Genomic DNA, 26,302 nt, shown 5'->3' with positions numbered 1-26,302 from the left:
GCCGTTCGACGCCTGCATTTCCTCATTTACTTTTTATTAGAATGGTTATTCATTTCTCAGTGCCCGAATAGGATCCTGGCGGATCACCTTTTGCACCGGCAGATAGCTTGCAATTAGCGCAACCAATAGCATAACCGGAATGCTGCTAACAACAGCCAGCCAGTTTACATCGACAGGTCCATTGCCAATACGCGACCACAGCAGGTATCCAAGACTGGCAAACAACAGGCTCATAGCCAGGCCGGTGAATATGGGCACAAAACTCTGTTTTACAATCATAGCAATCAGCTTATGTGTATGCGCACCCAAAGACAGGTGAATGCCCAGTTCGTAGCGACGCATCTGGACACTGTATGTGAGTACACCATAAATGCCTGCGCCAGCCAGGCTAAGTGTCAGTACAAGCAGTGCTACTGTCAGCATGGCCTGCAGCCAGGTTTGTCTGAGTCGCTGACTGAGCATATCATCCACTTTCCTGAAATCCGAGAAGTTTAAGGTCGGATGGATGTCCTTTAAGACGTTGCCCAGTTGCGAGTGCGACAGCGGTCCACTGGCTTTAATAATAAACGCATTACTACCTTCGGTAAGAGGCACATAATAGCGTTCCAGCTCGTATCCTAAAGGGCCTGTAGGCACATACACATCACCAACAATGCCAACCACCTGCCTGGGCGTTTCCTGATCGATATACAGCGTCTGACCCAGAGGGCTGGTTTCGCCATACAGGCGCCTGGCCAGAGAGTCGGAGAGCACAATCTCATTATTGTCTTCACCGGATGCTGCGATAGGCGTGAAGCTGCGGCCTTGCGTGATTGGCAATGACAGGGCAGTGAAGGCATCCTGATCAAAAAATGCCAGGCTCATGATCCCGATCAGCTCAACCTTTTCGTCGTATAGATAGTTTTTCCAGCCCATGGCCAGTGGTGAGGTGGCGCTGGCCGCAACCGTTTCAATATTGGCCTGTGTGCCCAGGGTGTTTTTAACCTGCCTGGATAACTCAAACGGATCAATGTCGGTAGCGCTGCCATCGACACGGACGTAATAAAGGTGCTCGGTGTTAAACCCGGTTGGGTGTGTCATTTCCTGATAAGCAGGCAATAGTTTATTGGCAGCTAAAAATAACAACAGACTGGCGAACATCACCTGTAGTGCAACCAGAATATGGCGAGTGCGGGCTGAGATCTGTGCACTGGTGCCTTTACCGCTGGCGTGCAGGGCATTGGTCAGGGCCTGGTAGTTGACCTGGCGACTGGTGATGGCCGCTATTACCAGGGCTATGATCAGTGCCAGCAAGACTGCAACAATCACGGTTGGCGCATCAAGCGATAAGGATTGCATGCGAGTAAACAGGTAACTCAGGTCGTCGGCCAGTAGCACGTTAAGCCACTCCGCGGCCAGCAATCCTAAAACCGTTGCTGCGCCAATCAACAAGATACTTTCACAAAACATACTGATAAAAATATGTTGTGGTTTGGCACCCAGCGCTGCCTGAATGGCCATCGTTCTTTGTTTCTGGGCACCACGAGACAAAAACAGGTTAGTTACATTGGTCAGGGCGATCAACACTAGCACCGCGGCTGAAAATAACAAGCTTAGAGCCAAAGTGTCGCTTTCTGCGATGATCCTGCTGCGTAGCGGTGTAAAGCGGGCACCAATGGCAGTGTCGGGTGCCACATTGTCACGAGACTGATATAAGGCATCGATTTGTTCGCCAAGCGAGTGATTCGCCTGTTCAGGGTTTACGCCCGGCTTAAAACGAGCAATCCCATTAAACTGACTGCTGATGCTGTTCCAGTGACTGGTGGTGCTAAGCGCCTCAGGAAAACTGCTAAATCCGCTGATGGCAAAGCTTCTGAAAATTTCAGGCACTTCAAAGTCAGCGGCAGTCACCCCGACGATTTCGTAGGCAACCCGGTTGAGCTGGGTGAAGGACCCGATAACCTCAGGATCGGCGTTAAACTTGTCCTGCCAGGCCTGATAGCTCAGCACCAGTACCTTTTGTTCATCGCCTACGCTTTCATTGCTGTTCAGCGCGCGACCCAGATGCATAGGGACGCCCAGCAAAGAGAAGAACTCCGGAGAGACACGGAGAATATCAACCGTGGGGCGTTGGTCTACATCCATCAGACGCGGTGATGTCAGGTGTAGCATCGCCATTTCGTCAATAAACTGCTGATCCTGATGGATCAGAAACTGGGTGGGTAACATCTGAAAGCCATACTGGGTTTCGCCATTAATGGTTTCACTTTGGTCGGTGACCCATAAGGTGTCGGCGTTGGGGTAGGGCAGAGGTTTGGTTAGTAACCTGTGATTGATATTGATCACCACACACAGCGCAGCAAGCGTGAGCGCAAGTGTGAGGATCACTGTAAGACTAAAGCCGGGCAACTTTTTCAGGTTGGAGGCGGCCAGTTTAAGTTCTTCTTTGATCATCCCACCATCTCCAGATTGACCTCGTCGACCATCACCCCGTCAAGCAGAAACAGCTTACGACCAGCCATATCAGCATATCTGGGGTCGTGCGTTACCATACACATGGTGGTGCCTTGTGCATTTAAATCGTGCAGCATCTGCATAACGGCATCGCCATTTTTGGAGTCCAGGTTTCCGGTGGGCTCATCAATGAGCAGGATATCGGGCTTGTTAACCAGTGCTCGGGCAATGGCAATGCGCTGCTGCTGACCACCGGAGAGTTGATTGGGCTGATGATCTACCCTGTGGGTCATTTGCACCAGTTCCAGGCACTGCATAACGCGTTCTTTAAGTTGTGAACCGCTTAAAGGCTGTTCACTGTACTTAACAGGCAGTGCCAGATTGTCGAACACATTCAGCTCATCAATCAGGTTAAATGACTGAAAGACAAAGCCAATGTGCTTGTTTCTTAGAGTAGCACGCTGGTTGACACTGAGCCGGCTGACATCGTTACCGGCAATCTTATAGCGACCGCCAGTTGGCGTGTCCAGCAGGCCCAGAATGTTGAGCAGTGTCGACTTGCCACATCCCGACGGACCTGAGATAGAGACGTACTCCCCTTCGTTAATGCGCAGGTTTACGCCCCGTAAGGCTTGTGTTTCTAAGCCACTGAGCAGGAAGTGTTTGGTGATATCGGTGAGTTCAATAACGCATTGGTTGTTCATTGTTGTTTCCTTATTTACTCAGGTACACGACCAGCTCATCCTGATAGGATGCCATATCCGACAGAATAAAGCGCTGCTGTGGCTGTGCGCCGGATAGCAACTGAATATACTGTGCGGTCTGGGCGCCATAGTGTACCTCAATGGCGTGTGCTTGTTGGGTATTGGGTTCGATACGATACAAAGTGGCAGTGCTGAAAGCCTTGGCACCAACGGGTTTGTCGATATACAGCGCATCCTCAAGGGTGCTGATATGTATAGTTCCTTCAATGTTTAGCTCGGGCCGGGCGCTGTCGGGCAGCACGGCAGGCAGGGCCACTTCGACTTCAATATTGCCGTTTTGCACCATTGGGTTGATCCGCGAGACCGTGCCGGTGATAAGGTCGGCGCGGGTATTCACTTGTACCGACTGCTTAAGTTTAATTTGTTCAGCATAGGCCTGCGGGATTTGCAGCTGAGCATATAAATCTTTAGTGCTGCCAACCAGTGCAAGTTGCGCGCCCAGCGGCACACTTTGCCCCAGCTCCACATGGAGTTGTTGCACAACGCCAGTGATCCCCGCACGCACAGTCAGTTGGTCTACCCGGTGCTGAATTAACTGATATGCCTCTTCGGCGGCTTCTATATCGGAGTTGGCCAGTTGTAAATTGGCCTGATGTAAGGTTTTAAGCTGAGCGATACGGCGCTGTTCGATATCAATTCGCCGCTTAAGCTGGCGGTGCTCTAGTACGGTGCGCTGATAATCCAGCTTAGAAACGGCACCATCTTCAACCAGCCCAGCCTGCGCAGAGACCTCGAGTTCAGCACTTTCCAGTTCAGACTTTAAGATCTCCAGGCTGGCTTGATGCGACAGCATTTCCCGCTGTTGATTAATATCGGATTGTAAATACTGATCTTTGGCCTGTTGAAGTGCTCGTTTTGCATCTTTAAGCGACTGGGAAAGGTTGGCATCCTTTAGCTTCATAATCACGCTGCTGGGCGTGACCTCAGCACCGGGACGCAGCATAATCTCCTCAACCGTGGCCTCACTGGCGGCGCTGATCAGACGTGGCGTGCGCGACTTGAGTTGACCAAACCCCGCCACTGAAATGGTCAAATCGCCTTGTCTGACTTTACCAATCCAGGCATTCTCTGCGGGCAAAGACGCCTGCGCAGCTGGCTGAGCAACCATCCAGCCAGTCACAATGATGACCAAAGCGATGCCACCCAGCCACAACCAGTTTACTTTTATGTTGTTTTTCTGTTCGACCTGTATGTCCATACCATTTCCTCTGTGGGCATTTGGGTAGAGTCATTACAAGTCATATGCCAACTTTTAAGTTGTTGTATTTTATGGTTTTGTGTGTTTTTTGAGTGTAGGGGAGGCGTAGCAATTTGTGGATTTGAAATTGCGATTTTTGGAAATGGGAGAAAAAGTCTGGGTGACAATCATTGGTTTTGTACCTCTCTGATAAACTGCAGCAGTTCTTGAGTAGAATTTACACGTACAGCTCAACGGGGGCTAAATTCGGCCAGGTTAATAACGAAGGTAAATCGGCAGTCACCTAAAAGTTGGTGCGCTTCCAAGTTGGAATCTCAGGGCATTGAATGGTTGTGTTTCTGCTGTGTATTATTTTCCATCCAAAAAGTTAACCATTGGGTAACTGGAAACACTTGGGCACCATTGGCTCCAATGTTGGAGAGGTTATTTGAATGCAATTGGCAAAATGAGCTGTAAGAAAGCTTCAACCAGAAAGAAAAAAATTCTAAGATATCCAAAGTTTGCTGTGACTATTTGAGGTAATCTAGATAATACATATGAGTGGCTTTAGAGTTAAGAAATAAAGAACTGGTGAAGCTCTCGAAGTGAATTAGGGCGTTTAGCATGAATGTGTAGCAGGCTGTTCTAGTCATGTCTTGTAAGATCCTAGAATCACATATAGTGTTGCTGGTTATCTGTTTGGTTAGCAATGAGACAGTATTGGTGTAATCGTCGCTTAATTGATTTCATCATATTGATTTTTTATATAAAAATATACTTCACAGTAAGGTGTTAGAGCTTCTAGGAGATAAAATGAAGTCGTTTAAATCTTTATTGCTATCACTTTTGTGTTTTAGCTCATTTGCCGTTTTTGCTGGTGTTTGTGTTCCAGACCATTGCTCCAATGTTTATATTGAAAGGCTCTATGTCGAGGCATCAGGAAAAATATTTATTGGAACAAGCGGAGATGAAAAAATTCTAAACTGTAATGCTGAATCTGGTGTTTACGTGATCATTCCGGCAGGAACCCCCGGGGCTGATCTTTTGTACTCTACTTTACTTACAGCCCAAACTACAAACTCACCAATAGGGGTCTTACAGGTTGATGACAATCTGCCCGGTTGTGTGGTTCAGTATATTACTCTAGACAAGAAGTAAACTTGGGGATACATGCCAGTAAAACGCGGTCAGTAATGAGTCGCAATGAGTCATCAGCAATGAGTATTTGATTTCCTTTTTGTCGGGGGCGTGAGTTAACCATTTCAGTCAACAGGATGATGTATTGTTTTCCTCTGCCATTTATTTTGGCCTGCTATGATTAGCAGGCTGGGTGTGGTAATGCGCGCGATTTAACGCGTTACCAGATCTGGATTTAGGTTCAGGGTATATGAAAAACCAAGGTAAAGGAGAGAAATATGTCATATGTAGATTGTTTTGTCGCAGCAGTACCGAATGACAATAGAGAAAAGTACATTGAGCACGCAACAGTGTCAGCGGTCGTATTTAAAGAGCATGGTGCGTTAGAAGTTGTAGAAAATTGGGGTGACGATGTACCGCAAGGAGAAGTGACTTCTCTGCCTCTGGCGGTTAAGGCGCAGGACAATGAAGTTGTGGTCTTTTCTTGGGTAGTCTGGCCGTCTAAAGAGGCACGTGACGCAGGTTGGCGTGCCATTATGGAAGACCCAAGAATGTCTGCGGAAAATAATCCGATGCCATTTGATGGCAAGCGCCTAATCTACGGTGGGTTTAATACGATACTTACTGCATAGTTGCCAGGCCAGGCAAACAGATCATGCAAAATACTTACATTGCGAAACCCATTCAGTAACTAAGCTAATTGGTGGTTTCGCAGTGCAATCTTGATTTTTTTGGTATTGTTTGAATTGAATTTTGTGGCTCGTAGCCGGGAAACTGAAACCTATGAAAAATGAATATCATGGCTCATGTTTGTGCGGGCAGATTACCTTCACTGTCTCCGGTTTCAGCACCAGAGTGGCGAATTGCCACTGTACTATGTGTCGTAAATTTCACGGCGCTGCTTTTGGTACTTTGGTGTCTGTGACTGATTTAAACTGGTTGTCGGGAAAAGACTGCTTAAAAGAGTTCACAGCTCCCAATGGCACCACGCGTACTTTTTGTGATACCTGTGGCTCAAGCCTTGGTTTTCGAAGTAAAGGCGCGCCACCAGAAGACATTGAAGTCGCCATATCCACATTCGACTCAGATATTCCAGTGAAAGTGGATGCACAGATTTTTACCAGCAGCAAAGCGAATTGGTGTTCGCTACAGGCTGATATTCCAACCTTCAAAAACGCACGAACGTAATCCAGCGTGTCGAACTGGCAATACGACTTCAGCTGGCTGCATTCAGAAGTATTGATATGGCCTCTTCAAAGCGCGCCAGTTTACCGACCTTCAAACCGTTGTTTGTCAGATACAAATAATCGTTAAATAAACGTACTAAACTCCAGCATATGACGCGTTTTTGCAACTGTATTTGTTCCGCCGGGCACTGAGTGTAAAGCGCAATGGCGCGGGTTTGTAACGCTGAGTCAACGATGGGGCCGTTGCCGTGCCAGTTGAGCAGGGCCAGGTCGAATGCGGGGTCGCCAAAATGTGCGCGCTCCCAGTCAATGGGGATGAGCTGCTGAGCTGGCGTAACGATGAGATTGCCGGGGTGGAAGTCACCGTGATTGAGCGTAAAGGTACTGAGCTGGTCAAAACAGGGCTGGCGCGCCTGCAATACCGTATACAGTGAGGAGTAGAGTTTGGTCAGTTTGGCATGCTCTGCGGTCCGACTACGAAAGTATCGCCAGATAGCGGTGAGGTGTTTTGCCGGGTTCAGTATGAGGCTGGCAGGGGCACTGACTTTGCCGTGACGCGCATGAGTTATCTGGTGGACTTGTTTAAGCAGGGTGATCACCTGTTCGATATCTAATGCCGCCCAGTCACTTATGCTTGTTCCTTCAATATAGGGTCGTAATAACGTCTGCGGGCCAGTTTCACTTTGATGAAATTCAACCGGTAGCATAAAGCGAGAGAGTGTCAGCAATGAGTATACATAGGCCTCAGTTTCCAGCCCTGAATGATTGCGTCCAAGTGAGCGTTTACATACCCAAAGGCTTCCGTCACCTCTTTTCAGCAGAGTGGTGTTATGGGTCAGGCCGCCACTAAGCGGCCTGTGCTGTGTACTCTCGTCGCGCAGCTCTGGCAAAGCATTTACACTCATGCGTATATTTTGCAAATTGGCGCAGACGATTACCGTGAATTCGGATGCGTCCACTGGTAGGGTTGCATGGGCGGATCCAGCTCGGTTTTGGCCAGGGCATTGGTAAAATTGGAGATAAGCTTGGCAGCCAGACCGGTCAATACTTCCAGCGCCTGCTGCTTGTTGTATCCGGCAGCGAGGAAAGCATTCAGTGCGTCGTCGCCAATGTGACCCTGTTTGGCCAGCAAAGCTTTTACAAAGTCCTGTAGTGCCTGAAGCTTGCTGTCGGGCAGCGATGTGCCTTCGCGCAGTGCGGTGATCAGCGTCTCGGGCATACCGGCTGATTTCATCATCCAGGTGTGGCCCGGCACACAATAGTGGCAGTTATTTTCGTAGTTGGCTGTCATAAAGACCACTTGTTGTTCAACCGCTGACAGGCTGGTCTCTTGCATAAAAGCGCTAAAGGTGTCGTTATACGCTTTGTAGGTTACAGCCGATTCTGCCAGTACCTTGTGCAGGTTGGGCAACATACCAAAACTGGCCAGCGACTGTTCCATCAGCGGCTTTGATTTTTCTGGTGCCGTATCGGGCTCATAATAGGTAAACATGGTTTTTCTCCTGTGCAATTCGGCTTAGCGGTGCATACCGCGAATGGGATAGTTGTTATCCGGGTCGCGGATCCAGGCCAGCCCATTCACCAGAGAAGTCAGGTCCGGACGAACAAACGGGTTGTTCGAGATATCTGTCACCTGAATGTTTCCCTGTTGATTAACTACAAAGAGTCCGGGTTCCGCAAACGGATGATCGGTTTCCTGTGCGGAGCGCGGATCAGAGATAAAAAGGCCCAGCGTTTGCATTTCTTCAAGGCTCAGACCATAGCCCAGTGCAAACGATACGTTGAGCTGCTCACTGTGGCTTTGGAGTTGCGCCAGGCTATCTCCCGAGACAGCAACAATGTCTACTTTGATGTCGGCGAGCTTGTTTTTGAATTGCTCAAGCTCATTGAGATAGCGAGTACACAAAGGGCAATGGCGACCTCGGTAAATCAGCACCAACTGCCAGCGGTCGTCATCATTGGCTTGTGCCAGAGGGCGTGTACTGCCGTCGGCCAGAGTGACCTGAATATCCGGAAACGGGCTACCGGGGTGAAGTTTTTGAGTGTACTGGTACGCTTGGCTCATGGCAGTTCCTTAAAAGTAGGTATTTAAATGGGTCTCAAAGCGAGCAAGGTCGCGTTCAATGTCTGCGTTTTTCATCACATCAAAACAGCTAAACGTAGGTATAGACTGCATGCCAAAGAACTTAAAGTTCATATGGGCCGGAAATAGCAAGTCATCTACACTTTTACCTTCAAAAAACTCGTGTTCGTCGTTAAATGACTCTGCCGGGGCATTAAAAGTCACAGACAGCATATAACGCGTATTGCTGAGTGTGCCACCGCGGCCATAATTGGCTTTGGGGTTGTCTGCCGAACGGCCGTCGCCATCACACAAAGCACCACCCATACCTGCGGTGTACACTTCATCCATGTATTTTTTAAACGACCAGGGCAGGCCCATCCAGTTAATGGGGGACTGAAGCAGTACCACATCCGCCCAGCGATGCAACTCAAGTTGTTGTTCAATATCCAGCGGTTCATCCATAGTGACAACCCGAGTCTCAACCCCTTTGGCATTCAGATAAGACACCATTTTATCCACTAGGGTTGCGTTGAGTTTTCCCTCAGAAAACGGGTAATACTGATGGGCGTTAATGATCAGGGCTTTGTTCATGTTAATTCTCCGGTAGGCTTAATTACTAACCTGGTTTATAATAGTAACCTGTAACCTTTATTCAATTAGTTTACTTTTGGTAACCACCCTATAATTGGAGTGCAGACTGTGGAAAGTGTTGTTAAAACAGATAGTAAGGGAAGAAAAAAAGTTTTAAATGCATGCGAGGAACCTTGTGCTATTGAAAAGGGTATGCGCCTGATCGGTGGAAAGTGGACGGGATCCATTATCTATCATCTCAAAGATGAGCCGGTGCGCTTTAACGATCTGGCCAGAATGCTCGGAGGCGCCAGCAAAAAAATGATCGATCAACGCCTGAAGGAGCTGGAAGCTCAGGGCATGGTGCTGCGCACCGTTGTGAATGAACGCCCAGTCGCAGTAACCTATGAGCTGACCGAGTTTGGTCGCTCGGCATTGCATATACTGGAGCAACTGCGCGTCTGGTCTGAGTCTCACCAAGTGAGCTAGTTCTAAAGTACGGGTACACACAACGGCATATGCTCTAAAAACCGGCATGCCCAGATCCAGATCAAATTTTGTTTATTCAATGTAAATAAATATGGAATAATTGTTTATTCCGAGTTAATCTTCTCTCGTTCACAGGAGATGAGCTAAATGTGCCTAAAATAGGGCATAGACGAGCGAAAGGAACCGGAAAAACGGTTACACACTTTTAAGCAGTTAACTTTTAATTATCATTTTAAGTTACCCTCAGCGTCAGTGGCTCTCCGCCTGTCCTGTTTATCAATCGTACTGATTTTGCGGTTGATGATGTATCACTACACGAGAGAGACAAGCTATGAAATCACTTAAGCGTACCAGAGACATTACGCCTCTGCCCTCGCGCAATTTCAAAATTACCGTCGATGATCAACCTGTTGAAGCCTGTGAAGGTGAGACCGTGTTGTCTGTGTTACTCGCGGCAAACTATGCCAGAGTGATGGAAAATGATCGCAAAGTGGCCTCAGGTGCCTATTGTGGCATGGGTGTATGTCATTGTTGTCAGGTAAAAATCAATGCAAAGCACAAACAGCGGGCCTGCCAGACATTGGTAGAGCCACGCATGTCGGTTGAAACCCTGACCAATCGTTTCAAGGAAGAGGGGATCAAACATGACTAGTCAGATACATGATCAGGTTGTGATCGTGGGAGGCGGCCCGGCTGGTACTGCGGCGGCGGCGGAATTGGCACGTCATGGTTTAAAATCGGTGATCATCGATGAGGCCCCAAAACTGGGTGGTGTGATCTATCGTGGTCCGTTGCGCCAGACTGATTCTTTGCCGCACCTGGATGATAATTTAAAGCGTGCCATGACGGCACTGCAAACCCGGTATCAGGCGCATAGTGACTCTATTGAAGTTAAAACACAAACACGGGTACTGGGCCCTGAAGGGAGCAATCAGTTGTTGCTCAGCGATAATTCAGGCCTGAGCCGTCAGCCTTACGCGCACCTGATCCTCGCAACGGGTTGTCATGAGCGCAGTGTACCGTTTCCCGGCTGGCAGTTACCCGGTGTTATGCTACTGGGCGGTGTGCAGTTGCAGCTTAAAAGTGGCCTGGTCAGACCGGGCCAGCGAATGGCACTGGTTGGCACTGGGCCTTTGTTACCCTTGGTTGCCTGCCAGTTACATAAAGCAGGTGTTGATGTGGTGGGTGTCTTTGAAGCCAGTCCATTTGCCAAACTGGCAAAAGAAGCCGTTGCGCTGCTTAACAAGCCCAAGTTAACGCTCTCAGGCATGAGCATGATGAGCTATCTCAAAAAGCACAAGATTCCTTTCAAATATGGCTGGGGTATCGTCAGCGCCCAGGGGGATGAGCAACTTAAGAGCATTCAGGTTGCGCCTTATGACAGCCAGTGGCGTCCTCAACGTGACCTGGCAGTTAAGGTAGAAGTGGATGCAATCGGGGTTGGCTACGGCTTTGTAGCACGCACACAGTTAGCCATGTTGCTGGGTCTGGAGCATAACTACACTAAGGTCAGTGGCTATGTACCTGCGCTTGATGAATGGCATCAGAGCCAAAACCATGCCGCGTTTGTGGTGGGCGACAGTAATGGTCTGCTGGGCGCCGATGCGGCTATCTGTGAGGGGCAGCTGGCAGCGCTGCGTCTTGCCTGGCAATGCGGAAGAATTACCGAATCTCAAATGCTTAGTCGTGCAACCAAAGTAAAGAATAAGCTCGCCCGGATCAAAAAGTTCCGCTTTGGCTTTGATCGCTTTTCAGACAGACAGCCTGGTTTATTGACGTTGGCAGCGCCCGAAACTGTGGTGTGTCGTTGTGAACAGGTTCGCCGTGAGCAGCTGGACGAAGCCATTGCGCAAGGTGTGAAAGACATCACCAGCCTGAAGATGCGTACCCGGATCGGTATGGGGGATTGTCAGGGGAAAACCTGCAGCTCATATGCGCTGGATTACCTGCACGAAGCAGGCCTGACGGAAAACATCGGTGTGATCAAACCGCGTTTTCCCCTTGATCCTATCCCCTTTACTTTAATGGAATGAACACAATGAAAAAATATGATGTTGTCATCGCAGGTGGCGGTGCCGTGGGTGCAGCGTGCGCATACTTTTTGAGTCGCGATACAGATTTAAAAATCGCGCTAATTGATTTGAAGAAACCTGGTAATGCTTCACGCGCTTCTGCAGGCGGATTGTGGGCTATCGGCGAATCGGTCGGTCTGGGCTGTGGTGTGATCTTTTTTAAGACCTTGTCCAAGTTGCACAGCGAAGCCCAGGGTAAGGAAGTGCCCGTGATGCGCCCGCATCAGTTACCAGACTGCTTTTTTGAATTTGCCCTGACCTCAAACAATATGTACCCGGCATTACATCAGGAAATGCTTGAAAAACATGGTGTTGACTTTAAATTTGAGCGCACGGGTCTGAAATTCATTATGTATAACGAAGAAGACAGGTTATACGCTGAGCAGATCACAGAGGGGATCCCACATCTGGCCGATCAGGTGCGCTGGCTGGATGCAGAAGAGCTCAAAAAGGAAGAACCCTATGTGACGGACGATGCTATTGGGGCCATTGACTTTATTTGTGATCACCAGGTGAACCCGTATCGTCTGGTCGACGCCTACCTGGAAGGGGCCCGTCAGAATGGGGTGTCTTTATATCTGAACACTGAAGTAACCTCAGTGATCCGTAACGGCAATGTGGTGGAAGGGGTGAAGACCCATGACCAAGTGTTCTTCTGCGATACACTGATCAACGCGTCCGGCGCCTGGGCGAATGAACTGTATCAGCAAGCAACGGGACGCACTATGCCGGTTTATCCGGTGAAAGGACAAATTGTGCTCTCAGAGCGGATGCCGAAGATCATGAATGGCTGCATCAGCACCAGCGATTGTTACATTGCACAAAAGGACAACGGCGAGATCCTGATTGGCTCATCCACCGAAGAAAAGGGGTTTGATACCACTAACAGTCTGGACAAGATCCAGGAGCTGTCACAGGGTGCGATGAAGTGTCTGCCAATTCTCAAAGAGTCGAGCATAAAGCGTTGCTGGGCAGGTTTGCGACCAGGCACGCCGGACGAGTTGCCAATCCTGGGCCCGGTTGAGGGGATAGAAGGATATCTGAATGCCTGTGGTCATTTCCGTACTGGTATTCTGACGTCTGCGATTACTGGGCAGTTGATGACTGAGCTGATAACCGGCAAAACCCCTTCGCTGGATCTGACTCCGTTCAGCGTCGCGCGTTTTGACGAGGCCGAGCAAAAAGCCGGTTAATTCTGATTACGGGAAGAAACTCGAGGGGCAGGGAGGCTCCCGATTTTAACCTTAACTGTGTCAACATTCTTAATAAAAAACAAAGTGCTGAACGGCAGAAAAACTTCATAGCTTATGTCTTAACAGCTGGCTACATTCGTGGTACAGTCCACGCGCTTAGTTGTTATAATATATCATAATGAAGGATTGATAATGAAACCCTTACACTCTGCGTGTCGTTTAAGTGTACTCTCTTTGTCTCTTGCTGCGGCGTTTACTGCACATGCCGACAGTGCCATTGAAAAAATTGAAGTAACGGGAGAGCGTCAGGCTTATCGCGGTAACTTCACTCATCTGCAATCACCAGAAGCACTGTTCGAATTTGATTCTGAACTGATTGAACAAACTGGCGTAACAGGATTAACTCAGGTGTTGGATATGTCTGCGTCGGTCAGCCGACAGAATAGCCTGGGTGGTCTGTGGGACAGTTTTGCTATTCGTGGTTTTTTTGGGGACGAAAACGTACCCAGCGGATATCTGGTCAATGGCTTTAACGCAGGTCGTGGATTCTCTGGTCCCCGGGATGTGTCGGGCATTGAGCGGGTTGAGGTGCTAAAGGGACCAAAAGCCGCTTTGTTTGGCCGAGGAGAGCCGGGTGGCTCAATCAATCTGGTAACTAAAAAGCCTACCTTTCAGTCATCCAGCGAGTTTGAACTGACGGCGGGCAGCCGTGCGCATCGCCGTTTGGTTGGAGATATCAACACTGTATTGTCTGACTCAGTTGCGGGCCGCTTTATTGGTTTTTATCAGGAAGAAGACAGTTTTCGCGACACCATAGAAACACAAAAGCATGGCCTGATGGCGTCATTTGTGTTTGATCAGAGTGCAGATTCAACCTGGCACTATGACTTTGAATATGCTGAGCAGGAGATCCCATTCGACCGCGGTATTCTCGCACCGAATGGTAACTTTGACTTTATGCCTATTGAGCGTTTCCTGGGCGAGCCGGGGGACGGCCCAACGACCACTATGGTGCATGGTCACCAGGTTCAATGGTTATATGACTTAAACAGCGACTGGCAACTGAGTTCGGCACTGGCTTTCAGGCAAACAGAGCTGGATAGCTTGTCTAGTGATGCCGATATTGCACCTTCTAGGCAAAAACTTTACCGTGATTTTCAGACCCTGACGCGACAGCGCAGGTTGCGTGCCTATGATACTGATCAGTATGTAGCGCGCTTTGAACTGGCGGGTGATATCACAACGGGTTCAATCAAGCATCATATTATCGTGGGCGTTGACTACGACCGGTTTGAGTATGATCGTGACTATCGGGTCGCTCGCGCCCCTTCGCTGACTGATAACCCGACTGATGCGCAGCTGTATGCCATTAATATTCATCAGCCTGTCTATGGCCAGCACACGCCACCGACCCCGAAGGGGGTGATTGAGCGCCAACAAAATCAGTGGGCGACGGGGTTGTATATCCAGGATCAAATTGCGCTGACTGATGCATTGCAGATCCGCATCGGGGGTCGCTTTGACTGGCTCAAACAAACCACCGACGACAAACTCGAATTGATATTCACCGAACAGTCTAAGCAACACTTCAGCCCGCAGTTAGGGGTGGTGTATCAGTTCAGTGATAACTGGTCACTGTACTCAACCTATGGTGAAGGTTATCGTCTGAACTTTGGTCGTGACTATAAGGATGACAGCTTTGACCCGAACCAGAGCGAGTCAATCGAGTTCGGCAGTAAATGGTCGCTGTTAGACAATAACCTGGATATTACGCTGGCGTATTTTGACAGTGAGCAGACTAATATCATAGTCGCAGATATTTTTAACCCAGGCGAGAGTGCCGCCATTGGTGAAGCAACGAGTCAGGGTATTGAACTGGATGTCGTTGGCCAGTTACCTGGCGATATTCAGATCCAGTTCTCTTACGCGTATCTGGATGCGCAGGTAAATAAAGACTCTGTTGATACTGGTCTGGGCGTACCCATCAAAAAAGGCGACGACCTCTTGAACATTCCGGAAAATGCAGCCAGCATTCAGCTCAGCCAGCAATATACTCTGAATGGCAATGCGTTGTCTGCGGGGATAGGTGCGCAGTACGTCGATGAGCGACTGGGACAGCGCGGCACCGAGTTTTATCTGCCTTCATACGTCACGGTGAATTTGTTTGCCGAATATGCCATCAGCGATCGTTGGTCAGTGAAGGCACAGGTGCACAATGCCTTTGACCGTAAACACTTTACCAACTCATATTCTCAGATTTGGGTGCAGCCAGGCGAGCCGCGCAAGGTCTTATTGTCGACTTCTTATCAGTTCTAACTTTTGCCCTTCGACTTGTTAGAAGTGTTTAATGTGCCCTTGCGCTCCCTGCCTGGGCACATTTTTTTATCTGTATTTTCGCAAGCGTAAGTAGCAAGCGCATATTACACTGATGAACAAAACCCGGCATATCCGTCGGGTTTTCTATATTTAAAGCTGATGGGCTTTGGTTGCTGGTTTGTATGACGTGAAGATCTGTTTAAGATCCTCCAGCATCACATACAGGCAAGGTACCATAAGCAGAGTGACCGCGGTTGCAAACAGCACCGAGAAGCTCAGTGATATGGCCGTTGGTATCACAAACTGAGCCTGCAGACTCGATTCAAACATAATGGGTACCAGCCCCAAAAACGTGGTCAGCGAGGTAAGCAAGATGGCTCTGAAGCGTCCAATACCTGCCTCTACTACCGCAGCTTTCATATCTTGCCCGGCAGTTCTTTGACGATTGATCATATCAGTCATGACGAGCGAGTCGTTGATCACAACCCCCGCTGCGGCAACAATTCCAAAGACTGACATCATGCTCAGACTGTATCCCAGCAGATAATGTCCCCACAGGGCCCCGACCACAGAAAACGGGATCACGGACATCACAATCAGCGGCTGCAGATAGCGCTTCATCGGCAGTGCCAGTAAGCAATAAACCACCAGCAAGCCAATGATGCCAAACGTCATCACCTGGCTTTGCTCTTGTTTTTGTGCTTCCAGCGCCACGCCTGGTTGAGTCGTGAGTCCCTGATAAGTGCTTGTCAGCTCGGGCAGAAGCTGAGAGTCGATGTGATCGGCCACGTGTGAAACGGCGGTGTATTGGGTATCAATATTGGCACTGATGGTTGCGACCTGGTGGCCCTGCTCCCGATGGATACTCGAAAAGCCCGGTACTGCAACGGTTTGCGCAACATCACCAAAAAACACCTGTTCACCATTTGGCAGAGTGATCAATGTGTGCGGCAGCGCGCTCAGCTGCTGGCGGTCTGAGAGGGTGCCACGGACCTTGAATACCACTTCCTGTCCTTCGCGCATAATGCGTTGTATTTCCAGGCCATAGAAGCGGGCACCAACCTGGCGAGTCACTTCCTTTGCACTAAGCTTGAGCTGATGGGCCAGTGGTTTAAGTTGGATCTGGTACTCAGTCTGGGCGTTATCCAGTGTAGAATAGACACTGTGTACGCCGCGAATTGTATTGAGCTGATTAATGAAGTCCCGACTTGCCCGTGACAGTGTTTCTGCGTCTTTGGCGAACAGGCGATATTCAAGATCGCTCTTTTCGGCGATGTCGATGACATCTGATTCAATGGTGAGCTTTTTAACGCCAGGTATATCGGGCAGTTGTTCACGCCAGCGCCTTGCCAGCTCGAAAGTGTCGAAGGGACGTTGTGCTTCTGGTACCAAAGGGACAACCACTTCCGCCTCAGTGAGGTGGTCAATGCGAGTATACATCACATCCATCATGGGTTTACCGGTTTCGGTCTGGATCGCATGCTCAACCCGATTGATCAGATTCTCTATTTGTTCGACGGCGTTGAGTGTCTGTGCTTCAGAGACCGTATGATGCATTTTAATATTGATTGACGGGTAGTCATGCGGCACTTTGGGCACAGGGGTAAAGCGTAATAAGCCACTTATAACCAGGCAGATGGCCAGTACCAGCAGGCAAATAAATCCGGCGATGACTGCATAACGATAGTGAATACAACGAGTGAGTAGCGGTGCATAATAGCTGTGTAGCAGGTATTGAAGGCGGGCATTGAAACGATTACGCCAGTGATCCTTCGGCTTAGGCGGTAACCGGGTTGCGGCTAAGTGTGCCGGTAAAATCAGCTTTGATTCAATCAGGCTGAAGAACAAACATAAGATACACACCCCGGCGATGGCGATAAATTGCCCTGAGTTGGGCCCGCTGCTGAACATAAAGGGCATAAACACGGCAATGGTGGTCAGCACACCAAAGGTGGCGGGCATCGCGACTTTTTGTGCTCCCCGGATCACCTGAGCGGGTGTATGCCCATTGGATTCAACCTGCTCACAGACGCTTTCGCCAATCACGATGGCATCATCTACCACAATCCCAAGCACCATAATAAAGGCAAATAATGACACCAGATTTATGGTAATGCCAAATAGGGGCATTAACCAAAAAGCGCCGAGCATAGAAACCGGTAAACCGACCATCACCCAGACCGCCAGGCGGGTGCGCAGAAACACGGCCAGTACAATAAACACTAAAATGGCACCCTGGGCGAGGTTTTCCAGCATCATATTGAGGCGCCCCTGCAAATAATGGGTAACGTCAACAAACTCGTGGATATGAATATGCTCGGGCAACGCCCGGCGCTTGTATTCGATATAGGCTTTTACCTGTGCAACCACTGCGGTCAGTGATTGCTCTTTGGCTGCCAGCACCATGATATAAACCGCCTGTTCACCGTTGAAGCGGCCTGCATCCAGGGTCTCGCGAAAACCATCCCTGATGGTGGCAATATCTCGGAGCAGCACAGTTTCACCCAAAGGTCCGGTAATGACTGGTGTATTGGCAAGGGCGCTGCCCTGATAGCCCCGCTGCTCAAGTCTGAGGTAGATGTTACCACGGGCGGTTTTAATCTGGCCTGCGGAGAGGTTATCGGCGTGGGTCTGGATTGCATTTACGACGTCTGACAGGCTCAGTTTGTACTCCTGCAAGCGAATGGGAGAAAGCTCGATGGCAACTTCGTAGTCGGGAATGGCAGACAGGTCAACATGAGAGATCCCATCGAGTTGCAGCAATTCATCTTTTAATTCGTTACCTAATTTTCTCAGCGCCAGCGGGTTATCCGGGCCTGATAACACAACACTGAGGGCACGCTGGCGCTGTGCGCGCTCGGTAATGCGCAGTGGCTCCATGGTTGCTGGGAATGTCGCGATGGCATCCAGCTTCATTTTAATTTCATCCAACCGGTAAGGCAGATCCTGATCGTGCTCCAGCTCAATATCGACTAATCCGCGTGATGGCGTAGCCTGGCTGGTCAGGCGTTTGATACCCACTTGTGGTTTTAATGCCTGTTCAATCTTAAGCAGGATGTTTTCTTCGATTTCTCTGGCTGATGCGCCAAGCTGGGTGGCTGTTAAGACTATCCTGTTATTGTCAGACACCGGGAAAGTTTGTCGTTGGAGCCCCTGATAGCTGAGCAACCCCATGCAGACGATAAATAGCATCAGCAGGTTAGCAGCCACCGGATGATGGACGAAATAACTGATGAGTCCGTGTCGCTGCGTCATTGCTTTTCTCCTTTGACTGCCAGCTGAGTATGAGTTAAATCGCTACGCACCTGCATGCCCGTTTGAGGGTAATCAGGCAAATGCGTGACAACCTGATGATCTGACAGCGGCGGGGCGCTGAGCACAACATAGTTGTGTTCCCGGCGGAGTATGTTGGCAGAGTACTGAACCAGCCTTTGCTGAGGATTTGTCAACCAGAGTGTGTCGTTCTTAATCCACTCTTGTGGCACTCTCAGCACATTCTTAAGGGTGATCCCCGCAACCTGTGCCTGCAAAAACTGGCCAAAATAGACTGCAGGCATTGCGCTATGCAGTGCATACGGGTCGTCTACCCGGATCACATAGTAGGCCATTCTTGTCGTGTCACTGAGCTGACCGGTATGCCGGACAAGTGTGCCTTTACGGTGTACATTCTCGGCTGTGATCTGCACGTTTGGTGCCGGTAACACTGGCAGAAAAGGCCGCTCAAACTGGGCAACAGGCACATGGAGTTCTGCGTAGCTCAGGTTAACCAGTCGGCCAAGCGCCTGACCCGCAGAGATAACCTGGCCCAGGCCAGTATCTCGTTGTGTTACCAGTGAATCGTAAGGCGCATAATACTGAGTACGGGCCAGATCTTTTTCTGCCTGCGCCAATTGTGCTTCGGCCGCCTTAAGTTGTGCTCTGGCACTGGCGACCTGCGGTTTGCGCAGTGCCAGTTCTGTGACATGGGGGCTGTGTGCCCATTCTTTTTTGGCCACATCCGCGAGGGCGATTTGCTCAGATAAATGTGCCTGAGCCAGCGCCAGTTCGGCCTGCTTGTTCAGCAACTGAGTTTGATAATCAAAGGGGTCCAGCCTGGCCAGTATATCGCCTTTGTTAATAATGCCACCTTCGATAAATGCTTCGTTGAGCCAGGCAATTTTACCTGGCAGCTCAAAAGCGACCTCTGTTTGCTCAGCGGGTTTTAAAATCCCAGACAATGACAGTGTTGTTTGATGATCTATTGCTAACAGTGGAGTGCTTGATACCAGCGGAAGTTGCACATGCTGTGGTTGAGTGTCCTTTGCCGGACTTGCCAGAGTCAGCAAGGCTGCACATGCGGAACCCCCCGCAATCAGTACCGCTATAAGGGCCACATAACGCCGTTCAAGTTGATGAAAAGAAGACTTATTTTTATTTGTATCCATAATAAATTCTCGGGATGTCACTTTCCTTTAATGGTAAATTATTTGTTTCAGTGATTTTTAAGTCGCTAAGTTAATTAAAATTTATTGAATAAATGAGTTTACACATAAATAACCTATGAGTTATGTTATAACATAAAATCGGAACAGTACAGCAGTGACTTACTTATGACTATCGCGAATCAGGTAGGGATCCACGCCTCGCAAATTGTGGACGTTTATGAACAAATTCATGCCATGGAGGGATTGACCATCAACAACGAGTCAATGGCAGTCTTCGATCGGTTTCTAGGATTGCTGTCCAATGAACATGGCAGTGAGTTTGCCGAGCAGGTACTTGCTCAGACAAACATTAAGGCCATCAAACCCCAGATACAGCATTTATTTAGTCTGGCATCCAGCATGTATGAACGACACTGGGCACAGCGCATTGTTACCAGCACAGCGCCGCAACAGGTGTTACAAGAAGAGTACCCATACTTCAAACACTATCGACGTGCTACAGGTCTGGAAATTAATGCCATACACTCATTGGCCGATGAACCGGCAAAGCGGGTGTTGATGGTTGGTTCTGGTGCTTTGCCTCTGACTTCACTGGCATTACATGGTGCCGGGTTAGAGGTTGATAACCTCGATATTCAGTACGACGACCTGATGCTTGGCAAGCAGGTGTGTGGCGCGCTGTCTGTCGGCAATCAGATGGGTTTTATTCACAATGATATCTGTGAACAGGCCGATCTGGATCGGTATGATGTGATCTGGCTTGCTGCTTTGGTCGGAGATGAGCAGCTAAAAGACAAAATCATTGCGCACTTGTACGAACAAATGCGTCCGGGTGCTCAACTGGTCGTTCGCACCGCATTTAATCTGCGCACTTTGTTGTATCCGAGTATCGATGAGGCTGGTCTGGCGCCATTTCAACTGAAACTAAAAATTCAGACTTACGCCGATAACTTCCATTCTATTTTGATTGCGCAAAAACCGGTTTAGCGACTATGGCCATGTTTACGTCTTATCTGAAGCTCAGCGTTGAGTACCGCTGCATGCTCGTAGCGGCATTCGTATTTAATCTGGGCTTTTACATGCTGATCCCGTTTTTAGCGGGTTACCTTAAGCAAGACTTGCTGCTGAGCGCCACCCTGGTTGGACTGGTTTTGGGTGTGCGCTCTTTTTGCCAGCAAGGTCTGTTTCTGGTCGGTGGATTATTGGCCGATCTGTTTGGGGTTAAAAGGCCCATTGTTGCAGGCTGTTTGCTGAGAGCTTTGGGCTTTTGTCTGTTTTTATTTTCACAGGTGACAGAGTTACTGTTTTTAGCTGCCTTTTTGACTGGCTTTGCCGGGGCGCTATTTACACCCGCGGCGCAGTCTTATTTTTCTAAACAAACTGAGCTCAGCAGTGCCCAGATGTTTGCCCTGGTCGGGGTTGCGAGAAATGGCGGTGAACTATTGGGGCCCGTATGCGGGCTTATGCTACTGACCGTAAGCTTTGATGTGTTGTGTGTGGTATCAGCGCTACCTTTTGCGCTCTTTGCCTTGCTCTTTGTGGTGTTACTGCCGGGCAAGCAGGTTCAGGCAAGTAGCAGCAATGTCAAATCAACATCTGAAGGAGGGGGCATATCGGCAATGATTGCGGGTGTACTGGGAAATCGGAAGTTCTTGTTATTTTCCATCATTATGTCCGGGTACTTTATGCTGATCAATCAGATCTCTTTTGCTATTCCGCTGCATCTGGTGACGCAGTCAGGAGAGCCCAAAGAGGTGGCCTGGGTGCTGACTTTGTGCGCACTTATCGCCATTGTTTTGCAATTTCCTGTAACACGCCTGTGTGAGCGTTGGTTGTCGCCCGAAAAGTGGATCAGCATAGGGATTGCCCTGATGGGACTGTCATTTGCGACTCTGGTACCAAACTGGGCATATCAGTCGGGTGTTTTGTATTACCTGCCCATGAGCTTACTGGCCATGCTATTTACGCTCGGTACCATGGTGAGCTTTCCGTTTATCATGAGCCAGATTTCGGTACTGGCTGAGGGGAAATCCGTTGCAACGCATTACGGGTTTTTCTATTTGTTTGCCGGTGTTGGCTTGATTGCAGGGAGCGCCCTGGTGGGGGTTGCATTTGACTATACGGCACTCAATGACAATCTCGCCTGGTATTGCCTGATAGCCATCGGTGTCTTAACCGCTGCGCTGAACACTGTGTTTATGGCAGCGCCCGGCGCTAATTCTCAAATTCAAACAACCAGTCCATCTACATCAAAGTAAGGATTAACCATGATTCAACTAACCCAAGCGCAGCAGCGCGCTTATATGTCAGACTACCTCGAAAATGGCTGGCGTGAAGAGCGTATGTCTTTTAGCTCTGTCTCTTTGGAGCCCGGTTATATTGACGGTCGCATTAATGTTGAGCATTTTCAAATGCCCCTAGATGGCCGTTTTCATTTTAGTGCTCAAAGCGCCATGATCTGGATTTCCCAGCTGGGGATTATTTATGGATGCTGGGACAACCAGTTGACCGAAAAGGTAGGGGAAGTCTACCTCAGAGACTTAGAAATTAAGTTTAAACGTACTATCAATACGACTGAAGAAGTCCGCTTTGAAGGGTTCTTTCCTAAGCATTGTAAGAAGCGACTTTCTGACAACCTCGTCTATTACAAGAATGGCCAGATCCATGTCGAAGGCGGCGCCTTCACAGGCACTGCGAGCTTTCTGGTTCCAACTGGTTAATGGAACAAGTAAATAAAAACTGTTCCTATTTAGTGTTTTGATGTTATGTTATAACTAAACATGGCGTTGATTGCGTCTATTCGAACCGTTCATGCTCAACCAGGCTGACACACTAGCTGGCTTGGGCGTGCGCGGTTTTTATCGTATCAGGGAGTATTCTTAGTGTTAGAAGCCATACAGTTAAACAAGTCCTTTGCGGATAAGCAGGTGATCACCGATCTGAGCTTTAAAGTGGCACAGGGTGAGATCATGTGCCTGCTGGGTGCCAATGGGGCAGGAAAAAGTACCACACTCAATATTTTTCTTAATTTCCTTCAGCCTGACAGCGGTCAGGCACTGATCGACGGTATTGATGTGCACCAAAGTGCCAGCAGTAAAGACAAGTTGGTGTACTTACCTGAGCAGGTAAACCTGTATCAGGAGTTTAATGCCATTGATAACCTCAAGTACCTTGCCAGTCTGTCTGGATTGACGGTCAGTGACGCACAGATCCACGCAGCGCTGGACGAAACCGGCCTGGAACCAAATGCCCGCAAACAATCATTAAAAAATTACTCGAAAGGCATGCGGCAAAAGGTCGGTATCGCATTTGCGATTATGCGTCAGGCTAAAGTTTTGTTGCTGGATGAACCAACCTCTGGTCTGGATCCAAGTGCGACGCTGGAATTCATCGGCATTATTGAGCGGTTGGCAAAAAAAGGCGCGGCTATTTTGATGGTCACGCATGACTTTTACTGTGCCCACACGCTGGCAAATAAAATCGGTATTATGGATAAGGGTCAGTTACTGACATTGCTGGATAACAATAAATTGCCTCTGAGCAGTTTAGAAACCACCTACCATGAACTCATTTCAGGGAAAGCCGCCATGCGAGCAGCCAGCTAGAGCTGACTTGTCGATGTATAAACAGGAATTGTCTGACACATGAATAATAAAATAATGCAGATCTGTCGCCATGAACTGGCCAGTAAGCGCAAAAGCCCGAGCCTGTGGTTGCTCTTTGTTATGACTCAGCTATTGCTGGCGGTTGCCTTGTTTACAGGGTGGCAGCAGTACCAGCAAAGTGTCCAAACCCAAACCAAAGCGCAGGAAATTGTCGAGCAGCAGTGGAATGCTCAGCCCGACAGACACCCGCATCGGGTCGCGCATTTTGGCCACTTTGCATTTCGCCCGCCCAGCGCACTGAGCTTTTTTGATCTGGGTGTGAACGCCTGGGTCGGCGACAGTATCTTTTTGGAAGCACACAAACAAAATAGTGCTAACTTTGCAAACGATCAGGACGGCGGAACCCTGCTGCGCTTTTCCGAGCTCAGTAGTGCCAATATATTGCTGATCATCTGGCCGTTGCTGATCATTGCACTGGGCTTTGCCAGTGTCAGTGGCGAGCAAAAAAGTGGCACATTACGGCAGCTGATGTCGATGGGCGTGTCATTCCGCGCGCTGGTGACAGGAAAAAGTCTCAGTTACTTGTTCTTATCTGTGATCTTTATCTTACCCGTGTTTGTGTTAGCACTGGGCCTGGCGGCCAGTGCTGGCGCACAATTCTCTTCAGAAGCACCGTTAAGGTTGTTGCTGTTATTGGGGGCTTATCTGCTTTACTGCCTGTTCTGGATTGCCGTGACTTTGCTGGTGTCGAGTCTGGTAAAAGCCCCCAAACAGGCACTAGTATTGCTAACCTCGGTGTGGTTTATCCTGACTATTCTGATGCCGCGCATGCTGGCGGAATTTGCCCATCACCAATACCCCCACCAAAAGCGTAATGACTTTGAACTGGCGATCAAGCTGGATAACCGCAAAGTGGGCGACAGTCACAACCCGAACGATCCGTACTTTAGTAAATTCCGCGAAGACACGCTGAAAAAGTATGGTGTGTCTTCGGTCGAAGAGCTGCCTGTTAACTACAAAGGGTTGGTGATGCAAGAAGGCGAGAAACTCAACGCCGAAATCTACAAAAAGCACTATCAACAGCAGGTTGCCCAGTTTGATGCACAGCGACAGTTTGTCAGCCAGTTTTACTGGGTTAACCCTTATCTGTTTGTGCGTGACTTTTCCATGGCACTGACGCGCACCGATACCCGTCACTTCCTGGACTTTGAACAACAGGCAGAGGCACACAGATACGCGCGTATTCAAAAGCTTAATCAGTTGCACACCAAAGAGATCCATCATCACAACGACAGAGCACAACGCGTTGATAAGTCCTACTGGCAGGAGTTTGATGCGTTTCATTACACCATGCCCACGCTGAGGTGGTCACTGAACGCTTTTTCTCTGGCCTGGGCTTTGCCGCTGCTGGCGGTGATAGCGCTGTATATTTTCCTGAACTCAAATAGGATGCAGAGGAGGATTTATGCTGCTGTTTAAACTTGAATGCAAACGCTTGATTGCCGGTACCATCAATAAGCTGGTCCTGGTGTTATTTATCGTATCGGGTGTATTTGCCATTTATCAGGGCGCGCTTGGTTACAAGTCGGTGCGTATCGACCAGTATAAATCTATGGTGGTATTTCAGAAGGAGCGGGAACATGTGAACAGCCGCGATACACTGCCGGCTGCGGGCTCTTTGGCATATTACGCCAGTGCACCAACAGAGTGGAAGCTGAGCCCATGGGCTGCGCTGTTTGTAGGGGAAACACCATCCTCTATGGTCGCGTCTAAAGTGCGTGCCACAGCACTGCAAAGTCAGTTCTTCAATCGCGAAATTGTCAACCCGGCTCAGCAACGGGCTGGCGGATTGGACCTTGGCTTTGTACTGGTTTACTTTCTGCCATTGGTGATAGGAATTCTGACGGTTACTCTGATCTCAGACGAGCAGCATGCTGGCCGCTGGCGATTGCTCAATGCGTTGCCTAATAGCGCCTTCAGGTTGCTTGGCAAACAAATCGCGCTGAGGTTTGTGGTGATCTGGTTGCTGGTGGTTACCCTGCTGGTCAGTGCCGCTGTGATACTGTCTTTGCCTTTTGACGCCTTATTTTGGATTGTACTGGGGGCAACCAGCCTGTATATGGTGTTCTGGTTTGCGCTGGCCACATTGATCATGAGCTTTGGCAAAAGCAGCGTGGTCAATAGCCTGGCCTATCTAAGCAGCTGGGTCGTTCTGGCACTGCTGGTGCCGGGCGCTGTGCACTTATACTTGTCTGCACAGTACCTAAGTGATGCGCCCCTTGAGATAACACTGCAACAACGTATGACGCTTAATGATGGCTGGGACAAAGACAAACAAGCCACGCTCAATGAGTTTCTGACACACGAACCCGCCTGGCAGGATACGGCTCCGCTGGGTGAGGCATTTGACTGGAAGTGGTACTACGCTCAGCAGCACATGAGTGACCTTGCAGTACAGGCCATTGTTGAGGAGAACATAAGAAACAATCAGGCACGTCAGGCGCGCCTGCAATCACTCAGCGTACTGTCTCCGGCACTGTTTTTCCAGCTCACCCTGAACGAACTTGCCAATACCAGCAGTGGTTATCAGCTGCAATATCGACAGCAGGTGGCTGAATATCATCAGACTATTCGCCATTTCTTCTATGATTTCCTGTTTTTCGATAAGCCGGTGACACGTCAGGATGTGGAAGACTTTCCGTTGTTTAAAGCACAACCCATGGAGACACAAAATGGCCTGTGGAAATTGCCGGTCAGTGCTGTATTTGTATTGATCATTGCTGCACTGGCGATTGTCAGGATCCGACAAGTAAAGCCACTGTAACCCGCCTCAGTTAATACGGGCGGTACTCGCCCGTATGCTTTAGCCA

General features: G+C 49.2%; 23 protein-coding genes. 14 read left to right on the top strand and 9 right to left on the bottom strand.

Annotated elements, in window-relative coordinates:
* Positions 1-45: 45 nt before the first annotated feature.
* The 3 genes from ACXAH1_RS05775 to ACXAH1_RS05765 are packed head-to-tail and all read right to left on the bottom strand — an operon-like array spanning position 46 to position 4,395.
* Positions 46-2,433: an ABC transporter permease gene (locus tag ACXAH1_RS05775; RefSeq protein ID WP_475194692.1), complete on the bottom strand. Its 2,388-nt coding sequence runs from the start codon at positions 2,431-2,433 to the stop codon at positions 46-48.
* Positions 2,430-3,137, bottom strand: coding sequence for an ABC transporter ATP-binding protein (locus ACXAH1_RS05770; protein WP_475194689.1), 708 nt, complete (start codon positions 3,135-3,137; stop codon positions 2,430-2,432). Before ACXAH1_RS05770 ends, ACXAH1_RS05775 begins: the two co-directional genes overlap by 4 nt.
* A 10-nt stretch (positions 3,138-3,147) precedes the next feature.
* A complete protein-coding gene (locus ACXAH1_RS05765) occupies positions 3,148-4,395 on the bottom strand; it encodes an HlyD family secretion protein (RefSeq protein WP_475194686.1) in 1,248 nt (415 codons plus the stop codon).
* Between the two features lie 792 nt (positions 4,396-5,187).
* On the opposite strand from ACXAH1_RS05765, the gene ACXAH1_RS05760 reads away from it, so the two are divergent.
* The 3 genes from ACXAH1_RS05760 (at position 5,188) to ACXAH1_RS05750 (ending at position 6,699) form a co-directional block, all read left to right on the top strand.
* Complete coding sequence (locus ACXAH1_RS05760) at positions 5,188-5,532, top strand: hypothetical protein (protein ID WP_475194682.1); 345 nt, start codon at positions 5,188-5,190, stop codon at positions 5,530-5,532.
* 257 nt (positions 5,533-5,789) lie between these two features.
* Complete coding sequence (locus ACXAH1_RS05755) at positions 5,790-6,143, top strand: DUF1428 domain-containing protein (RefSeq protein WP_475194679.1); 354 nt, start codon at positions 5,790-5,792, stop codon at positions 6,141-6,143.
* 151 nt (positions 6,144-6,294) lie between these two features.
* Entirely contained in the window at positions 6,295-6,699 is a 405-nt protein-coding gene (locus ACXAH1_RS05750; RefSeq protein ID WP_475194675.1) for a GFA family protein, read from the top strand.
* Between the two features lie 28 nt (positions 6,700-6,727).
* Here ACXAH1_RS05750 and ACXAH1_RS05745 read toward each other — a convergent pair whose 3' ends face one another.
* The 4 genes from ACXAH1_RS05745 to ACXAH1_RS05730 are packed head-to-tail and all read right to left on the bottom strand — an operon-like array spanning position 6,728 to position 9,354.
* A complete protein-coding gene (locus tag ACXAH1_RS05745; RefSeq protein WP_475194672.1) occupies positions 6,728-7,603 on the bottom strand; it encodes a phosphotransferase family protein in 876 nt (291 codons plus the stop codon).
* 29 nt (positions 7,604-7,632) lie between these two features.
* Positions 7,633-8,190: a carboxymuconolactone decarboxylase family protein gene (locus ACXAH1_RS05740; protein WP_475194669.1), complete on the bottom strand. Its 558-nt coding sequence runs from the start codon at positions 8,188-8,190 to the stop codon at positions 7,633-7,635.
* Positions 8,191-8,214: 24 nt separating this feature from the next.
* Positions 8,215-8,763 carry a redoxin domain-containing protein gene (locus ACXAH1_RS05735; RefSeq protein WP_138552379.1) on the bottom strand — a complete coding sequence of 183 codons (549 nt, stop codon included), beginning with the start codon at positions 8,761-8,763 and terminating at the stop codon, positions 8,215-8,217.
* Between the two features lie 9 nt (positions 8,764-8,772).
* On the bottom strand, positions 8,773-9,354 hold the full coding sequence (locus ACXAH1_RS05730; protein ID WP_475194666.1) for an NAD(P)H-dependent oxidoreductase: 582 nt from the start codon (positions 9,352-9,354) through the stop codon (positions 8,773-8,775).
* Positions 9,355-9,462: 108 nt separating this feature from the next.
* On the opposite strand from ACXAH1_RS05730, the gene ACXAH1_RS05725 reads away from it, so the two are divergent.
* The 5 genes from ACXAH1_RS05725 to ACXAH1_RS05705 all read left to right on the top strand — a co-directional run bounded on the left by ACXAH1_RS05725 (position 9,463) and on the right by ACXAH1_RS05705 (position 15,403).
* Complete coding sequence (locus ACXAH1_RS05725) at positions 9,463-9,822, top strand: winged helix-turn-helix transcriptional regulator (protein ID WP_138544303.1); 360 nt, start codon at positions 9,463-9,465, stop codon at positions 9,820-9,822.
* Between the two features lie 331 nt (positions 9,823-10,153).
* A complete protein-coding gene (locus tag ACXAH1_RS05720; protein WP_054015748.1) occupies positions 10,154-10,474 on the top strand; it encodes a 2Fe-2S iron-sulfur cluster-binding protein in 321 nt (106 codons plus the stop codon).
* Positions 10,467-11,855, top strand: coding sequence for an FAD/NAD(P)-dependent oxidoreductase (locus ACXAH1_RS05715; protein ID WP_475194662.1), 1,389 nt, complete (start codon positions 10,467-10,469; stop codon positions 11,853-11,855). Before ACXAH1_RS05720 ends, ACXAH1_RS05715 begins: the two co-directional genes overlap by 8 nt.
* Positions 11,856-11,860: 5 nt before the next feature.
* Entirely contained in the window at positions 11,861-13,087 is a 1,227-nt protein-coding gene (locus tag ACXAH1_RS05710; protein WP_290444347.1) for an NAD(P)/FAD-dependent oxidoreductase, read from the top strand.
* A 192-nt stretch (positions 13,088-13,279) separates the two neighbouring features.
* Positions 13,280-15,403 (top strand): TonB-dependent siderophore receptor, encoded by a 2,124-nt coding sequence (locus tag ACXAH1_RS05705; RefSeq protein WP_475194658.1) that lies wholly within the window; start codon positions 13,280-13,282, stop codon positions 15,401-15,403.
* A gap of 150 nt (positions 15,404-15,553) precedes the next feature.
* Here ACXAH1_RS05705 and ACXAH1_RS05700 read toward each other — a convergent pair whose 3' ends face one another.
* Together ACXAH1_RS05700 and ACXAH1_RS05695 are read right to left on the bottom strand one after the other, a co-directional pair.
* A complete protein-coding gene (locus tag ACXAH1_RS05700; RefSeq protein WP_475194655.1) occupies positions 15,554-18,658 on the bottom strand; it encodes an efflux RND transporter permease subunit in 3,105 nt (1,034 codons plus the stop codon).
* Positions 18,655-19,827 (bottom strand): efflux RND transporter periplasmic adaptor subunit, encoded by a 1,173-nt coding sequence (locus tag ACXAH1_RS05695; RefSeq protein ID WP_475194651.1) that lies wholly within the window; start codon positions 19,825-19,827, stop codon positions 18,655-18,657. The genes ACXAH1_RS05700 and ACXAH1_RS05695 overlap by 4 nt, the downstream gene beginning before the upstream one ends.
* Positions 19,828-19,992: 165 nt before the next feature.
* On the opposite strand from ACXAH1_RS05695, the gene ACXAH1_RS05690 reads away from it, so the two are divergent.
* From ACXAH1_RS05690 to ACXAH1_RS05665, 6 genes are all read left to right on the top strand, one after another.
* Positions 19,993-20,814, top strand: coding sequence for a nicotianamine synthase family protein (locus tag ACXAH1_RS05690; RefSeq protein ID WP_475194649.1), 822 nt, complete (start codon positions 19,993-19,995; stop codon positions 20,812-20,814).
* A 5-nt stretch (positions 20,815-20,819) separates the two neighbouring features.
* Positions 20,820-22,085, top strand: coding sequence for an MFS transporter (locus ACXAH1_RS05685; RefSeq protein WP_475194647.1), 1,266 nt, complete (start codon positions 20,820-20,822; stop codon positions 22,083-22,085).
* 9 nt (positions 22,086-22,094) lie between these two features.
* Positions 22,095-22,547 carry a hypothetical protein gene (locus tag ACXAH1_RS05680; RefSeq protein ID WP_475194644.1) on the top strand — a complete coding sequence of 151 codons (453 nt, stop codon included), beginning with the start codon at positions 22,095-22,097 and terminating at the stop codon, positions 22,545-22,547.
* Positions 22,548-22,709: 162 nt separating this feature from the next.
* Complete coding sequence (locus tag ACXAH1_RS05675) at positions 22,710-23,432, top strand: ABC transporter ATP-binding protein (RefSeq protein ID WP_475194641.1); 723 nt, start codon at positions 22,710-22,712, stop codon at positions 23,430-23,432.
* Positions 23,433-23,471: 39 nt separating this feature from the next.
* On the top strand, positions 23,472-24,911 hold the full coding sequence (locus ACXAH1_RS05670; RefSeq protein ID WP_475194639.1) for an ABC transporter permease: 1,440 nt from the start codon (positions 23,472-23,474) through the stop codon (positions 24,909-24,911).
* Positions 24,898-26,256, top strand: a complete 1,359-nt coding sequence (locus ACXAH1_RS05665) for a DUF3526 domain-containing protein (RefSeq protein WP_475194636.1) — start codon at positions 24,898-24,900, stop codon at positions 26,254-26,256. The genes ACXAH1_RS05670 and ACXAH1_RS05665 overlap by 14 nt, the downstream gene beginning before the upstream one ends.
* The last annotated feature ends 46 nt before the right edge of the window (positions 26,257-26,302 follow it).

Source organism: Pseudoalteromonas sp. AWH4_217, from assembly GCF_056161105.1.
Note: the sequence above shows the minus strand (reverse complement) of the source record. Positions and strands in the feature narration are given on the sequence as shown.

Excerpts from the sequence above, each read along its gene's own strand:
- ACXAH1_RS05775 (WP_475194692.1), bottom strand. The coding sequence starts at position 2,433 with ATGATCAAAGAAGAACTTAAACTGGCCGCCTCCAACCTGAAAAAGTTG.
- ACXAH1_RS05770 (WP_475194689.1), bottom strand. The coding sequence starts at position 3,137 with ATGAACAACCAATGCGTTATTGAACTCACCGATATCACCAAACACTTC.
- ACXAH1_RS05765 (WP_475194686.1), bottom strand. The coding sequence starts at position 4,395 with ATGGACATACAGGTCGAACAGAAAAACAACATAAAAGTAAACTGGTTG.
- ACXAH1_RS05760 (WP_475194682.1), top strand. The coding sequence starts at position 5,188 with ATGAAGTCGTTTAAATCTTTATTGCTATCACTTTTGTGTTTTAGCTCA.
- ACXAH1_RS05755 (WP_475194679.1), top strand. The coding sequence starts at position 5,790 with ATGTCATATGTAGATTGTTTTGTCGCAGCAGTACCGAATGACAATAGA.
- ACXAH1_RS05750 (WP_475194675.1), top strand. The coding sequence starts at position 6,295 with ATGAAAAATGAATATCATGGCTCATGTTTGTGCGGGCAGATTACCTTC.
- ACXAH1_RS05745 (WP_475194672.1), bottom strand. The coding sequence starts at position 7,603 with ATGAGTGTAAATGCTTTGCCAGAGCTGCGCGACGAGAGTACACAGCAC.
- ACXAH1_RS05740 (WP_475194669.1), bottom strand. The coding sequence starts at position 8,190 with ATGTTTACCTATTATGAGCCCGATACGGCACCAGAAAAATCAAAGCCG.
- ACXAH1_RS05735 (WP_138552379.1), bottom strand. The coding sequence starts at position 8,763 with ATGAGCCAAGCGTACCAGTACACTCAAAAACTTCACCCCGGTAGCCCG.
- ACXAH1_RS05730 (WP_475194666.1), bottom strand. The coding sequence starts at position 9,354 with ATGAACAAAGCCCTGATCATTAACGCCCATCAGTATTACCCGTTTTCT.
- ACXAH1_RS05720 (WP_054015748.1), top strand. The coding sequence starts at position 10,154 with ATGAAATCACTTAAGCGTACCAGAGACATTACGCCTCTGCCCTCGCGC.
- ACXAH1_RS05715 (WP_475194662.1), top strand. The coding sequence starts at position 10,467 with ATGACTAGTCAGATACATGATCAGGTTGTGATCGTGGGAGGCGGCCCG.
- ACXAH1_RS05710 (WP_290444347.1), top strand. The coding sequence starts at position 11,861 with ATGAAAAAATATGATGTTGTCATCGCAGGTGGCGGTGCCGTGGGTGCA.
- ACXAH1_RS05705 (WP_475194658.1), top strand. The coding sequence starts at position 13,280 with ATGAAACCCTTACACTCTGCGTGTCGTTTAAGTGTACTCTCTTTGTCT.
- ACXAH1_RS05700 (WP_475194655.1), bottom strand. The coding sequence starts at position 18,658 with ATGACGCAGCGACACGGACTCATCAGTTATTTCGTCCATCATCCGGTG.
- ACXAH1_RS05695 (WP_475194651.1), bottom strand. The coding sequence starts at position 19,827 with ATGGATACAAATAAAAATAAGTCTTCTTTTCATCAACTTGAACGGCGT.
- ACXAH1_RS05690 (WP_475194649.1), top strand. The coding sequence starts at position 19,993 with ATGACTATCGCGAATCAGGTAGGGATCCACGCCTCGCAAATTGTGGAC.
- ACXAH1_RS05685 (WP_475194647.1), top strand. The coding sequence starts at position 20,820 with ATGGCCATGTTTACGTCTTATCTGAAGCTCAGCGTTGAGTACCGCTGC.
- ACXAH1_RS05680 (WP_475194644.1), top strand. The coding sequence starts at position 22,095 with ATGATTCAACTAACCCAAGCGCAGCAGCGCGCTTATATGTCAGACTAC.
- ACXAH1_RS05670 (WP_475194639.1), top strand. The coding sequence starts at position 23,472 with ATGAATAATAAAATAATGCAGATCTGTCGCCATGAACTGGCCAGTAAG.
- ACXAH1_RS05665 (WP_475194636.1), top strand. The coding sequence starts at position 24,898 with ATGCTGCTGTTTAAACTTGAATGCAAACGCTTGATTGCCGGTACCATC.